The 14,856-nt window shown below is 38.7% G+C and carries 11 protein-coding genes and 1 other annotated feature; all 11 genes read right to left on the bottom strand.

Annotated elements, in window-relative coordinates; translation table 11 throughout:
- Positions 1-30: 30 nt before the first annotated feature.
- The 11 genes from rpoC to ilvD all read right to left on the bottom strand — a co-directional run bounded on the left by rpoC (position 31) and on the right by ilvD (position 14,797).
- Positions 31-3,528 carry a DNA-directed RNA polymerase subunit beta' gene (gene rpoC / locus GXX20_05715; protein HHW31157.1) on the bottom strand — a complete coding sequence of 1,166 codons (3,498 nt, stop codon included), beginning with the start codon at positions 3,526-3,528 and terminating at the stop codon, positions 31-33.
- Between the two features lie 17 nt (positions 3,529-3,545).
- Positions 3,546-7,280, bottom strand: coding sequence for a DNA-directed RNA polymerase subunit beta (gene rpoB, locus GXX20_05720; GenBank protein HHW31158.1), 3,735 nt, complete (start codon positions 7,278-7,280; stop codon positions 3,546-3,548).
- A 510-nt stretch (positions 7,281-7,790) separates the two neighbouring features.
- Entirely contained in the window at positions 7,791-8,180 is a 390-nt protein-coding gene (gene rplL / locus GXX20_05725) for a 50S ribosomal protein L7/L12 (protein HHW31159.1), read from the bottom strand.
- A gap of 66 nt (positions 8,181-8,246) precedes the next feature.
- Entirely contained in the window at positions 8,247-8,783 is a 537-nt protein-coding gene (locus GXX20_05730) for a 50S ribosomal protein L10 (GenBank protein HHW31160.1), read from the bottom strand.
- Positions 8,784-8,815: 32 nt separating this feature from the next.
- Positions 8,816-8,965: a sequence feature (ribosomal protein L10 leader region), on the bottom strand.
- Positions 8,966-9,015: 50 nt separating this feature from the next.
- A complete protein-coding gene (gene rplA / locus GXX20_05735; protein ID HHW31161.1) occupies positions 9,016-9,711 on the bottom strand; it encodes a 50S ribosomal protein L1 in 696 nt (231 codons plus the stop codon).
- Positions 9,712-9,762: 51 nt separating this feature from the next.
- The gene (gene rplK / locus GXX20_05740) at positions 9,763-10,188 is read right to left on the bottom strand and encodes a 50S ribosomal protein L11 (protein ID HHW31162.1); all 426 of its coding nucleotides are present in this window, start codon (positions 10,186-10,188) and stop codon (positions 9,763-9,765) included.
- A gap of 49 nt (positions 10,189-10,237) precedes the next feature.
- Positions 10,238-10,771, bottom strand: coding sequence for a transcription termination/antitermination protein NusG (gene nusG / locus GXX20_05745; protein ID HHW31163.1), 534 nt, complete (start codon positions 10,769-10,771; stop codon positions 10,238-10,240).
- 19 nt (positions 10,772-10,790) lie between these two features.
- Positions 10,791-11,015, bottom strand: coding sequence for a preprotein translocase subunit SecE (gene secE, locus GXX20_05750; protein ID HHW31164.1), 225 nt, complete (start codon positions 11,013-11,015; stop codon positions 10,791-10,793).
- A 40-nt stretch (positions 11,016-11,055) separates the two neighbouring features.
- Positions 11,056-11,205 (bottom strand): 50S ribosomal protein L33, encoded by a 150-nt coding sequence (gene rpmG, locus GXX20_05755; GenBank protein ID HHW31165.1) that lies wholly within the window; start codon positions 11,203-11,205, stop codon positions 11,056-11,058.
- 232 nt (positions 11,206-11,437) lie between these two features.
- The gene (ilvB, locus tag GXX20_05760; protein ID HHW31166.1) at positions 11,438-13,117 is read right to left on the bottom strand and encodes a biosynthetic-type acetolactate synthase large subunit; all 1,680 of its coding nucleotides are present in this window, start codon (positions 13,115-13,117) and stop codon (positions 11,438-11,440) included.
- 21 nt (positions 13,118-13,138) lie between these two features.
- Positions 13,139-14,797 (bottom strand): dihydroxy-acid dehydratase, encoded by a 1,659-nt coding sequence (gene ilvD, locus GXX20_05765; protein ID HHW31167.1) that lies wholly within the window; start codon positions 14,795-14,797, stop codon positions 13,139-13,141.
- Positions 14,798-14,856: the final 59 nt, after the last annotated feature.

Genomic DNA, 14,856 nt, shown 5'->3' on the forward strand with positions numbered 1-14,856 from the left:
TCTTGCCCGGAAAGGAATGTCCCTCTTCCTTTACTCTGCTGATGTAGTTATTTGAATGTCCTTATACCTGCTCATTCCTGTACCTGCTGGGATAAGTTTTCCAATGATAACATTTTCTTTTAATCCTACTAATGGGTCTATCTTGCCTTTTATAGCAGCCTCTGTAAGTACTCTTGTAGTTTCCTGGAAGGAAGCTGCAGACAGGAAAGAATCTGTTGCAAGGGAAGCTTTTGTTATACCCAGTAAAGCTACTTTTCCTGTTGCCGGCTTCAGGTTGTTCTTTATAGCTTCTTCATTTTCTTTTTCAAATTCAAACCTATCAACAAGTCCTCCTGGCAGGAGTCTCGTATCTCCGGCATCTTCAACCTTAATCTTTTTCATCATCTGTCTTATGATAATTTCAATATGTTTATCATTTATATCAACGCCCTGGAACCTGTAAACTCTTTGAACTTCCTGAAGCAGGTAGCTCTGTACTGCTTTAACTCCCTTAATCTTTAATATATCATGAGGATTAACGGAACCTTCTGTCAGCTCGTCACCGGCTTCAACTGTATCTCCATCCTGGACTTTTATCCTTGAACCATATGGAATAAGATAACTCTTGGCCTCCCCGCTGTCGGATGTAACAATTATTTCTCTCTTTTTCTTGGATTCGTTTATCTTTATGGTACCAGCAATTTCAGATATAACTGCCAATCCTTTTGGCTTTCTTGCTTCAAAAAGCTCTTCAACACGAGGAAGACCCTGTGTAATATCGTCTCCGGCAACACCACCTGTATGGAATGTTCTCATTGTGAGCTGGGTTCCGGGTTCACCGATGGACTGAGCAGCTACAATACCTACCGCTTCACCAACATTAACCATTTCTCCCGTTGCCAGGTTAGAGCCATAGCATTTTGCACAAACGCCATACCTCGCATTACATGTCAGTATAGACCTGATCTTTACTTTTTGTATACCTGCTTTTACAATTTTTCCGGCTATATCACTGCTTATCATTGTATCTTTTTCTACTATTACTTCACCTGTCTCCGGATTAACAATATCCTCGGCAGCAAATCTTCCGGTAATTCTTTCTTCAAGATCTTCAATTACATCATTGCCATCTAAGATATCAGAAACTTCAATGTATTTGTCGGTACCACAATCAACTTCTCTTACTATTACATCCTGGCTGACATCAACAAGACGTCTGGTAAGATAACCTGAATCCGCAGTTCTGAGTGCTGTATCTGCCAATCCTTTTCTGGCACCATGGGTTGAAATAAAGTATTCCAATACATTTAAACCTTCACGGAAATTAGCTTTTATTGGTATTTCCAGAGTTTTTCCCTGCGTATCAGCCATTAATCCTCTCATACCTGCTAACTGTTTGATCTGGTTGATATTTCCTCTCGCACCTGAATTAGCCATCATGTATAATGGATTAAATCTATCCAGGCTCGCCATCAATGCTGAAGTTATATTTTCACTGGCCTCAGTCCATGTACTGATTACTGAGTTATATCTTTCATCTTCTGATATAAGCCCTCTTTTATATTGCTTCATGATATTCTCTATCTTTGCTTCGGCTTCTTCAATGTAGCGCTTCTTAATCTCAGGTATTATCATATCTGATATACCAATAGTTATAGCTCCCCTGGTTGAATATTTGAAACCCAGAGCCTTTATTTTATCCAGAACAATGGCAGTTTCTGTAGTTCCGTGTGTCTTTATGCATCTGTCTATAATTTTCCCTAATGCTTTCCTGTCAACTAAGAAAGATATTTCCAGATTAAACATCTCATCAGGATTGGTTCTGTCTACAAAACCCAGGTCCTGTGGTATAGCTTCATTGAATATTAATCTTCCTGCAGTAGTTTCAATTAGCTTGCTAACTTGCTTTCCGTCAATATTCTTTGTCATCCTCACTTTTATTCGTGCGTGAAGTCCTATAACTTTTTCGTCATAGGCCATTAATACTTCCTCAGGACAACTAAATACCTTACCTTCTCCCTTTTCTCCCTCACGCTCAATTGTAAGATAGTAACTTCCTAAAACCATATCCTGTGTAGGTACAACAACAGGTCTGCCATCCTGTGGTTTTAACAGGTTGTTTGCGGAGAGCATAAGGAATCTTGCTTCTGCCTGTGCTTCTGCCGATAAAGGAACGTGTACCGCCATTTGGTCTCCATCAAAGTCGGCATTATATGCAGTACAAACCAGAGGATGAAGTTTTATTGCTCTTCCTTCTACAAGAACCGGTTCAAATGCCTGTATTCCAAGTCTATGAAGCGTTGGAGCACGGTTCAACAGTACAGGATGGTCTTTGATAACCTCTTCAAGTACATCCCATACTTCGTTTCTTACCCTTTCAACCATTCTCTTGGCACTTTTTATATTATGAGCAAGGCCATCATTAACAAGTTTCTTCATTACAAATGGTTTAAACAGTTCCAGTGCCATTTCTTTAGGAAGTCCGCACTGGTATATTTTCAGCTCAGGTCCAACTACTATAACAGAACGTCCTGAATAGTCAACACGCTTACCTAGCAGGTTCTGACGAAATCTTCCCTGTTTACCTTTCAACATATCGGAAAGAGATTTGAGGGATCTGTTCCCTGGACCTGTTACCGGCCTGCCTCTTCTTCCGTTATCAATAAGAGCATCTACTGCTTCCTGAAGCATTCTTTTCTCGTTTCTTACAATAATATCAGGTGCACCTAAATCCAATAATCTTTTTAACCTGTTATTTCTGTTTATTACTCTCCTGTACAGGTCATTTAAATCGGATGTGGCAAAGCGGCCGCCGTCCAGCTGTACCATTGGACGCAACTCAGGAGGAATAACCGGAATAACATCCAATATCATCCATTCCGGCCTGTTACCGGAATTTCTGAAAGCTTCCACAACCTCAAGCCTTTTTATAGTTCTTACTCTTTTCTGACCAGTTACATTCTCAAGTTCTGCCCTTAATTCTTTTGACAGCTGGTCCAGGTCAATTTCTTCAAGAAGTTGTTTTACAGCTTCTGCACCCATACCTGCCTTAAATTTGGGTCCGAATTTTTCAAGACTGTCTCTGTATTCTCTTTCTGTAAGAAGCTGTTTCTTGGAAAGAGGAGTCTGCCCGGGGTCAATTACAACATAAGCTGCAAAATAAAGTATTTTCTCCAAAGCACGTGGAGACATATCAAGTATTAAACCCATCCTGCTGGGTATACCTTTAAAATACCATATATGAGATACCGGAGCAGCCAGCTCAATATGACCCATTCTCTCCCTTCTGACTTTTGAACGGGTTACTTCAACTCCACATCTATCACATACTATTCCTTTATACCTTATTCTTTTATATTTACCGCAATGACATTCCCAGTCTTTTTGAGGTCCGAATATTCTTTCACAAAAGAGGCCATCCCTCTCAGGTTTTAGCGTCCTGTAGTTTATGGTTTCGGGTTTTTTTACTTCTCCCCTTGACCATTCCCTGATTTTTTCAGGAGAAGCCAAACCTATTCTTATTGAATCAAAGTTGTTTAGTTCAAACACGGTCATATCCCCTTTCTTTAGAAGTCCTCATCGTCTAAATCGTCTTCAAAATCATCGTCACTAACAAAGAGGTCGTCTTCAAGTATATCTTCTATTCCATCTGGAGTTGTTATATCACCAAGATCAAAGTCGTCTAAACTTAAATCATCTTCCAGATTGTCATCTTCAAGCTCATCATACTCGGGTGTTGGGGTTTCATCCTCTTTGCCTTCTATATTAACGGTCAATTCTTCAAGCTCTTCATCAACAGATTCTCTAATAGCAATTTCTTCTTTCTCTTCAGAATATACCTTAACATCAAGAGCCAGACTCTGAAGTTCTTTTATAAGAACCTTGAAAGATTCTGGTATTCCCGGTTCAGGCACATTTTCACCTTTTACGATGGCTTCGTAAGTCTTAACTCTTCCTACAACGTCATCAGACTTAACAGTCAGAATTTCCTGCAATGTATATGCGGCACCGTATGCTTCCAGAGCCCAAACTTCCATTTCTCCAAATCTTTGGCCACCGAACTGTGCCTTACCTCCCAAAGGTTGCTGTGTGACAAGAGAATAAGGTCCTGTAGAACGGGCATGAATCTTGTCGTCAACCAGGTGGGCAAGTTTCAGCATATACATATAGCCGACAGTAACTCTGTTATCAAAAGGTTCACCGGTTCTTCCATCATAGAGGATAGATTTACCGTCTTCCGGAAGCCCTGCCAAACGCAAAGTTTCAATAATGTCTTCTTCTGATGCGCCATCAAAAACAGGTGTAGCTATTTCCCAGCCCAAAGCCCTGGCTGCATAGCCCAGGTGAGTTTCCAGCACCTGTCCTATATTCATACGGGATGGAACTCCCAGAGGATTAAGTACAATTTCCAGAGGAGTGCCGTCAGGAAGGAATGGCATATCCTCAACAGGCAATATGTGGGAAATAACTCCCTTATTTCCGTGTCTTCCTGCCATTTTATCTCCAACTGATATTTTTCTCTTTTGGGCTACATATACCCTAACCAGTTGATTTACTCCAGGAGGAAGTTCATCTCCACTCTCTCTTGTAAATACTTTAACATCAACTATGATACCGGATTCACCGTGAGGCACTCTTAAGGAGGTATCTCTTACTTCCCTGGCCTTTTCACCGAATATAGCCCTTAAAAGCCTTTCCTCAGCAGTAAGTTCGGTTTCTCCCTTTGGAGTTACCTTACCTACCAATATATCTCCTGCTCTTACTTCAGCTCCAATTCTTATTATGCCTCTGTCATCCAGGTCTTTAAGAGACTCTTCGCTTACATTTGGAATATCTCTGGTAATTTCCTCAGGTCCAAGTTTTGTGTCTCTTGCTTCAGCTTCATATTCTTCTATATGAATAGATGTAAACACATCTTCATTAACCAGTGTTTCGCTTATTAGTATAGCATCTTCATAATTGTATCCTTCCCAGGTCATAAATCCGATCAGGACATTTTTCCCAAGGGCAATTTCACCCTGGTCTGTTGAAGGACCATCAGCTATAACGTCGCCTTTTTTAATAATGTCACCTTTTTTTACAATTGGCCTTTGATTTATACAAGTACCCTGGTTTGAACGCATATATTTTTGAAGTTTATACACGTCTCTTTTTCCATCATTATTCTTGATAATTATTTGGTTTGCAGCTACCTTTTCTACAACTCCGCTGTTCTTTGCAATAACTACAACTCCTGAATCCAAAGCTGCTTTATATTCAATACCTGTACCAATTATCGGAGCTTCAGGCTTAATCAAGGGAACAGCCTGACGTTGCATGTTAGATCCCATTAGTGCTCTGTTAGCGTCATCATTCTCAAGGAAAGGTATCATCGCTGTAGCTACTGAAACAAGCTGTTTTGGAGAAACATCCATATAATCAATTTTTTCAGCTTCTACTTCAAGAATTTCATCTCTGTATCTTGCGACAACCTTCTTTTCTACAAATCTGCCGTCTTCAGTTAAAGGTTCATTTGCCTGGGCAATAAAAAACTCATCTTCTTCATCAGCGGTAAGATATTCTATCTTGTCGGTTACAACACCTTTTTCCTTATCAACAACTCTATAAGGCGCTTCAATAAATCCATACTCGTTTACTCTTGCATAAGTACTGAGAGAACTAATCAGACCAATGTTCGGACCTTCCGGCGTCTCAATCGGGCACATACGTCCATAATGGGAATGGTGAACATCGCGAACCTCGAATCCTGCTCTTTCCCTGCTCAGTCCGCCAGGTCCGAGCGCACTTAAACGCCTCTTATGAGTAAGCTCTGCAAGAGGATTTGTCTGATCCATAAATTGTGAAAGCTGACTGCTTCCAAAGAATTCCTTAATCGCAGCAGCTACAGGTCTTATATTTATTAATGCCTGGGGAGTGACTATATCAATATCCTGTATAGTCATTCTCTCCCGGACAACTCTTTCCATTCTAGCCAGACCAATTCTAAACTGGTTTTGAAGCAGTTCTCCAACTGAACGCAACCTTCTGTTGCCCAGATGGTCTATATCGTCTATTGTTCCAATTCCATAACTTAAACCTACAAGATAATTAATAGAAGAAATAATATCCTCCCGGGTAATATGTTTGGGTGCTAATTCATCTGCTCTTTCTTTTAAAGCTCTTTTTATCTCAGCCTCTGTCTTCTTTTCATTAAGAATTTCACGTAAAACATCATATCTTACAAATTCAGGAATACCTATATCTGATATATTAAAATCAATGTATGATTTTATATTTACAGTATTATTTCCTATAACCCTTACTCTCTTTCCTTCAATATCCAGATATACCGAATTAATACCCAGATTCTGAATCTTCGCCGCTGTTTGCCTGTTAATTACTTCACCCTCAGCAACAATAAATTCTCCGGTCTCAGGATCAACTATATTTTCAGCAGCCCTAAATCCATTAATCCTGGAAGCAATAGAAAGCTTCTTGTTAAATTTAAACCTACCAACTTTTGCCAAGTCATATCTTTTAGCATCAAAAAACAAACCATGTATAAGAGAAGTTGCATTTTCAACTGCAGGTGGTTCACCGGGCCTCAATCTTTTATATATTTCCAACAGGCCTTCTTCCTCAGTTTTTGCATTATCTTTTTGTATGGTTGCAAGAATTCTCTCATCTTCTCCCATTAAATCTGTAATACTTATATCAGTTCCATATCCCATTGCCCTTATTAAAACACTCAGGGGCAACTTCCTTGTTCTATCAATTCTTACATATAATACATCATTGGAATCGGTCTCATATTCCAGCCATGCTCCCCTATTAGGAATTACAGTTGCAGAATATAGTTTTTTTCCTGTCTTATCTATCTTCATGGAATAGTAAATGCCCGGGGATCGTACCAACTGGCTTACTATTACCCTTTCAGCACCGTTTATGATAAAAGTTCCATTATCTGTCATTAACGGAAAATCGCCCATAAATATTTCCTGTTCTTTTACTTCACCAGTCTCTTTATTTATAAGGCGAACTTTTACTTTTAAAGGGGCAGAATATGTAGTATCCCTTTCCTTACATTCATCTACACTGTATTTGGGTTTATCATCCAGGGAATAGTCTACAAATTCAAGAATTAAATTGCCTGTGTAATCAGTAATCGGGGATACGTCCCTGAACACTTCCCTAAGACCCTCTGATAGAAACCAATTGTAGGAATTTTTCTGAACTTCTATAAGATTAGGCATTTCTAATACTTCTTTGATTCTAGAATAACTCATTCTAGTATTTCTTCCCAGTTGTACGGGATGAACCATAAAATCACCTCATAAGATTCTACATTTTTTGCTGAACAGTATAGTAACAAACTATTTTCCTTGTATTTCTGAATAAATTTCATAAAAGTACATATAATAATTATTATTACTTTCTCATAACTATTAAATTATTATTAACATTTATTGTTTTATTTATTCTCCTATGTTATAATAAGAGTATAGGGATGAATTTTCTTTATATAAAATATAAAAGAAAATATGACACATCACCCCAGATTATAACGCAGTTTATAATTGTAACATACCATTATTTACTTGTCAATTCTTTTTATTTTTTCATTTTTCCATGTAAAATGCAAATTTAAATGACATTGATTTTTTGGGTAATTTTCTGATAATATATATTTTTTTGTTCAGCCGGGGATTTATTTAATAAAAGTATGTTTTTCAGTGAGAGGAGTTTTGTATTTAATATTTCTTATTTCTAAAAACGAATAAAGGGAATCCCTTACTGGAACTCCCTTTGTAATTGAAACTTATGCAACCAAATTATTTAATTTCTACAGTTGCGCCAACTTCCTTAAATTTAGCTTCGATCTGGGCAGCTACATCCTTTGGAACGTTTTCTTTAACTGGCTTTGGAGCTGATTCAACCAGATCTTTTGCTTCTTTAAGCCCTAATCCGGTTACTTCTCTAACAACCTTGATAACCTTAATCTTTTCTGGTCCAACATCCTTTAATATTACGTCAAATTCTGTCTTTTCTTCTACTGCTGCGGGAGCTGCTGCGCCACCTGCTGCAGGAGCTGCTGCTACTGCAACTGGAGCTGCTGCTGATACTCCGAATTCTTCTTCCAAAGCTTTAACTAATTCTGATAATTCTAATACTGTCAATGCCTTTACATCTTCAATTAACTTTGTAACTTTTTCACTAGCCATTTTACTTACCTCCAAATCATTAATCCGAATTTTTTATTATCTTCAACATACAATTAAATTATTTAATCAAGAAGCTTCTGCTTTTTTTTCAGCAATTGCATTTAATGCAACAACCAAACCTCTGATATTAGCATTTAATACATTTACTAATCCTGCTATTGGCGCATTGAAGCCTCCAAGTACTTTTGCCAGCAATACTTCCTTGGGCGGAAGTTCTGCCAGTTCTTTAATTCCCTTTACATCAACTAATTTACCGTTAACAATGCCTGCTTTTAGTTCGAGATTATTATACTTATTAGCATACTCATACAGCACTTTCGCCGGAGCAACAGGGTCACTGTCACTGATAGCCAGAGCGGTAGGACCGACCAGGAACGGGTTAAGTTCTTCTAAACCACTTTCTTTAGCAGCAAATTTAATAAGAGTATTCTTGATGACTCTATATTCAACACCTGCTTTTCTAAGTGCACTCCTCAGCTCTGTATCCTGTTCAACAGTAAGTCCCCTATAATCTGCTAAAATTATACTTTCAGATGCTTTAAGCTTTTCTGTTAACTGTGATACAACTTCCTTCTTCTGGTTTAAAACTTTTTCACTTGGCATATATATCTTTCACCTCCTGTGGCAAGCCAGGTAATGAAAATAATAAACCCTTGCATGCATAGACACATACAAGGGGTAACAACTCTTCAATATATCTCAAGTTTGTCGCCGCCTCGGTAGGAAGACATCTGTCTATTACGCCTTTCGGCCCCTACTGTCTATGGCAGTCAAGATAGCTTATTAAATTTTCACACATTATATTACAACATAATATTGATTTTGTAAAGTGTTATTATTCCATAACTTTTTGAGTATTAATCTTAATGCCAGGTCCCATGGTTGATGAAATTACTACACTTTTCAAATATTGTCCTTTTGCTGCTGCTGGTTTTGCTTTAATTATAGCTTCTAAAAGAGTGCGGAAGTTTTCGTATAATTTATCGGTACCAAAAGATACTTTTCCGATAGGGCAGTGAATAATATTAGTTTTATCTAGCCTGTACTCAATTTTACCGGCTTTAATATCCTTAACGGCCCTGGCGATATCCATAGTAACCGTACCAGCCTTAGGATTAGGCATTAATCCTTTGGGTCCGAGTATTTTCCCTAATCTTCCAACTATACCCATCATATCTGGTGTAGCAACTACTACGTCGAACTCAAACCAGCTTTCTCCCTGAATCTTGGCTACCAGATCTTCTGCACCAACGTATTCTGCCCCTGCTTGTTCAGCTTCCTTAGCCTTATCTCCCTTAGCAAAAACCAACACTCTTACTTTCTTACCAGTACCATGCGGAAGAACTACAGCGCCTCTAACCTGCTGATCAGCATGTCTTGAGTCAACGCCTAATCTAACATGTGCTTCTACAGTTTCATCAAACTTTGCTTTAGCAGTCTTTTGTACTAAATCCAATGCTTCTCTAGGTTCATACAATTTAAGTCTGTCAACTAACTTTAAGCTTTCTTTATATTTTTTTCCTCTCTTCATCAATTCCATCTCCTTCGTGGTAAATTTTTTCGGAAACTATATTTCCTCCCACTACTCAGCTACAACTATGCCCATGCTTCTTGCTGTGCCTTCGATCATTTTCATAGCTGCTTCAACACTGCCGGCATTTAAATCAGGCATTTTTAATTCAGCAATTTTTCTTATTTCTTCCTTTGAAATAGTTGCAACCTTTTCCCTATTTGGTTTTCCCGAACCACTTTCAATTTTACATGCCTTCTTTAATAACACAGAAGCTGGGGGAGTTTTAGTAATAAATGAAAAAGTTCTGTCTGCATAGATAGTAATTACAACTGGAATTACCAATCCTGCATCTTTTGCAGTCCTTTCATTAAACTCCTTACAAAATCCCATTATGTTAACTCCATGCTGTCCAAGTGCTGGTCCAACCGGTGGAGCGGGTGTTGCTTTTCCCGCAGGAATCTGTAGTTTTACATAACCGGTGATTTTTTTAGCCATAAATCCACCTCCCAAAAATATCAGCGCTTTAAGCGCCACTTGTTTTAGATTACAGTTTTTGTATTTGTGAAAGTTCCATTTCGACAGGAGTCTCTCTGCCAAACATGGATACTAATACCCTTACCTTTTTCTTTTCAAAGCTGATCTCTTCAACTACACCGATAAAGTTTTCAAGAGGACCTGAAATTACTCTTACACTATCACCAACTTCATAATCAACGATAGGAGCAAACTCCTCCACTCCCATAGCCTTTACCTCTTCATCAGTTAAAGGCACAGGTTTGGATCCCGGCCCTACAAAGCCCGTAACTCCTCTGGTATTTCTTACAACGTACCAGGATTCGTCAGTCATTATCATTTTTATCAGAACATAACCTGGGAAGACTTTCCTTAAAGTTGCCTTCTTTTTTCCCTCTTTGATTTCTATCTGCTCTTCCATAGGTACAACAATATCCAGAACATAATCCTGCATATTACGGTTTTCAATTATCTTTTCCAGGTTAGCTTTTACTTTATTTTCATAACCGGAGTAGGTATGAACTACATACCACTTGGCTTCTTCTGGGGCATCATTAACAAGCATCAGCTTAAATGTCCTCCTTTTACATTTCAAGTAGCAATCCAAGTACAAAGGAAAGCAATACATCAGATATCCAAATGATTATACCTACACCTAAGCAAACTAACAGTACTGTAATGGTACTTTTGGTCAACTGTTCTCTTGTGGGCCATATAACTTTTTTTAATTCAGCTTTTATTTCCTTAAAGAACTTAACAATCCTTTTTCTTATATCGGTAAGTTTTGAAGTTTTTGCATTTTCAGCCATATGCATACATCCTCATTTTATTATTTTTTATAATTAACAATTATTTTGTTTCTCTGTGTAAGGTATGCTTTCTGCAAAATCTGCAATATTTCCTGGCTTCCAGCCTGTCAGGATCATTCTTTTTGTTCTTCATGCTGTCATAATTCCTTTGTTTACATTCAGTACATGCTAAAGTTATCTTAACTCTCATTGTGTGCACCTCCAGCCCCAAGTTTATCTATAGAATACATATAATGTATTATTGACATTATTGGCAATTTACTTGCATTTTTAGCATAAAAAAAAAGACCTACAAAGAGAGCATAAGTAATGTACCACATTTTTTAAGTAAAGTCAAGTTTTATTTTCCGCTTTTTTGAAAACTATAGATAAAAACTATATTCATTGGAGGGTTACAGGTCCCTCCAATGAATTACTGAATGCTATTCGAGTATCAAATCACTTATTGCCGCTCCAGGAGGCACTATCGGAAATACTTTCTCATCTTTATCAATTTCAAAGTTGATTAATACAGGCCTGTCATTTGAGGAAAGAGCTCTTAATAATGCGCTGTCCACTTCCTCAGGTCTGGTAACGTTTATACCTATTGCTCCAAAAGCCTCTGCCAATTTTACGAAATCAGTTCCTCTGTCTATGGTGGTATATGAGTATCTTTTATTATAGAATAAATCCTGCCATTGTCTGACCATTCCCAGTACTCTGTTGTTAAGCAATGCAATTACTATTGGTAGTTTATATTCCACTGCCGTTGCAAGTTCTGTACAGTTCATCCTGAAACTTCCGTCTCCGGCTATATTGATAACCTTTTTATCTGGTTTTCCGATTTGCGCTCCTATGCTCGCGCCTAAGCCAAATCCCATGGTGCCCAGTCCTCCGGAAGAAATAAACTGTCTGGGACTGGTATATTTATAAAATTGAGCCGCCCATAGTTGATTCTGTCCTACTTCAGTTGTAATAATAGCTTCACCTTTTGTAAGTTCGTATATTCTCTCTACAATGTATTGGGGCTTTAAGGTGCCATTTTTCTGATATTTTAAACAATATTGGTTTTTCCATTCTTCAATCTTTTTATTCCATTCTGAGTCCTCTTTTTTCATAATTTTTGCATTTATTCTCTGAAGAATTCTTTTTATATTTCCAGTTAAAGGATAGTGAACATTAATATTTTTCCCAATCTCAGCAGGATCTATATCCAAATGCATTATTTTTGCATTGGGGGCAAATGCCTTTACATTACTGATTACCCTATCACTGAACCTGGCACCAACAGCAATGAACAAGTCTGCTTCTGAAACCGCAATATTTGATGATTTATTTCCATGCATGCCTAAAAGTCCCATGTAAAGCGGATGAGTCCCAGGGAAAGCACCAAGCCCCATTAAAGTAGATGCTACAGGTATCCTTGCCTTTTCCGCAAGAGTAATAACTTCCTCTGATGCATCTCCAATGGAAACTCCTCCTCCGGTAAGCATGAAAGGTTTTTGGGCGTTATTAATTATATTGGCGGCAGCCTCTATTTCTTCATCAGTAGCATCCAGGTAATGTTTGTTAGATTTATAATAGACATTTTTAGGGTTTTTTCTTTCATACCAGGTTGTAGCAGCTGTCACATCTTTACATATATCTATAAGAACAGGCCCCGGCCTTCCTTCTTTTGCAATTTCGAACGCCAATCTTATAGTATCCGCCAGTTTTTCAACATCTTTAACTATAAAGTTATGTTTTGTAATAGGCATTGTTATGCCAGTTATATCTACTTCCTGGAATGAATCTTTTCCTAACAGTGTAGTTGCAACCTGGCCTGTTATGGCAACTATGGGAATTGAGTCCATATATGCTGTTGCAATTCCTGTTACAAGGTTTGTTGCTCCAGGTCCTGAAGTTGCAATACATACTCCTGTCTTCCCGGTAGCTCTCGCATATCCGTCTGCTGCATGTGATGCTCCCTGTTCATGGGAAGTAAGAATATGTCTGATCTCATTTTGTGCGTCATATAAAGCATCATAAATATTTAGAACGGCACCTCCAGGGAAGCCGAAAATAGTATCTACACCCTGCTCCTTTAAACACTCAACAATAATTTGCGCGCCTGTAAGTTTCATCATTACACAATTAACCCTCCTTTACTTGAGCACAGCGCCAGTACTGGCTGATGTAACAAGTCTGGAATATCTTCCAAGATAACCGCTGGTAATCTTTGGGGCAGGAGCTTTCCAGTTTTCAAGTCTTTTCTTTAGTTCTTTCTCCGGTACTTCCACATTCAACTTTCCATTAGGTATATCTATACTTATTATCTCGCCTTCTCTCACAACTGCTATTGGTCCCCCTTCCATTGCTTCCGGGGAAACGTGTCCTATAGATGCCCCTCTACTTGCTCCTGAAAAACGTCCGTCGGTAATAAGTGCTACATCTTTATCCAATCCCATTCCCGCTATTGCTGAAGTAGGACTAAGCATTTCTCTCATACCGGGTCCGCCCTTTGGACCTTCGTATCTTATAATTACAACATCTCCCTTATTAATTCTGCCATTGTAGATAGCTTCAATAGCACTATCCTCCGAATCAAATACTCTGGCAGGCCCCCTGTGGCACAACATTTCTTCAGCAACCGCAGACCGCTTCACAACTGCACCATGAGGAGCAATATTACCCTTCAGAACAGCCAGTCCTCCAGTTTCACTATAAGGATTTTCCATACTCCTGATTACATTGCCATCCAATATTTCTGCCTTACTGATATTCTCTCCCACTGTTTTTCCGGTAACTGTTATCAAATCTAAATGAAGCAGATTTTTCCTGGACAGTTCCTTCATAACAGCCTGAACTCCTCCTGCCGCATATAAATCCTGTACATGATGTTCGCCCGCAGGTGCCAGCTTGCAGAGATTCGGCACCTTGCTGCTCATGCGGTTTACAATATCAAGATCAATTGTAATACCAACTTCATGAGCTATTGCCGGCAGATGAAGAACAGAATTTGTGGAGCATCCTAATGCCATATCCACTGCAAGGGCATTTTCAAAGGCCTCGTAAACCAATATATCCGAAGGCTTTATATCTTTCTCAACAAGCTCCATGATCTTCATTCCTGCTTTCTTGGCAAGCCTTATTCTTTCTGCATAAACTGCAGGAATGGTGCCGTTGCCCGGAAGTCCCATACCAAGAGCTTCAGTAAGGCAATTCATGGAATTGGCTGTAAACATGCCGGAACAGGAACCACATCCGGGACAGGCATTATCTTCATAGAAAAGCATTTCTTCTTCATCTATCTTGCCTGCCTTATATGCCCCTACAGCTTCAAAGACGCTGTTTAAGTCAAGATATTTTCCTTTCTTATTAAGTGACAGCATAGGGCCACCGCTTATTACTATTGAAGGAACATTTATCCTGGCTGCAGCCATAAGCATGCCGGGAACTATCTTGTCGCAGTTGGGGATAAATACCATTCCGTCAAAGCTGTGAGCTATTGCCATGGCCTCACAGGAATCAGCAATAAGTTCTCTTGTGGCTAAGGAATATTTCATACCTGTATGTCCCATTGCAATTCCGTCGCATACACCTATTGCACCAAACTCAACGGGAGTTCCGCCTGCCATTCTTATTCCTGCTTTTACTGCTTCAGTTATTTTATCCAGTCCAATATGTCCGGGTATAATATCGTTTTTTGAATTGACCACTCCTATTAAAGGGCGGTTTAATTCTTCATCTGTATATCCCATGGCCTTGAATAAAGATCTGTGAGGTGCTCTCTCGATACCCTTTTTTACTATATCACTCCTCATATGATTATCCTTCCTTTATTTACTAAATTTTTAAAACCCGATTGCATTACTATATATGA

It is taken from the genome of Clostridiaceae bacterium (genome assembly GCA_012840395.1).
GTDB lineage: Bacteria > Bacillota > Clostridia > Acetivibrionales > DULL01 > DULL01.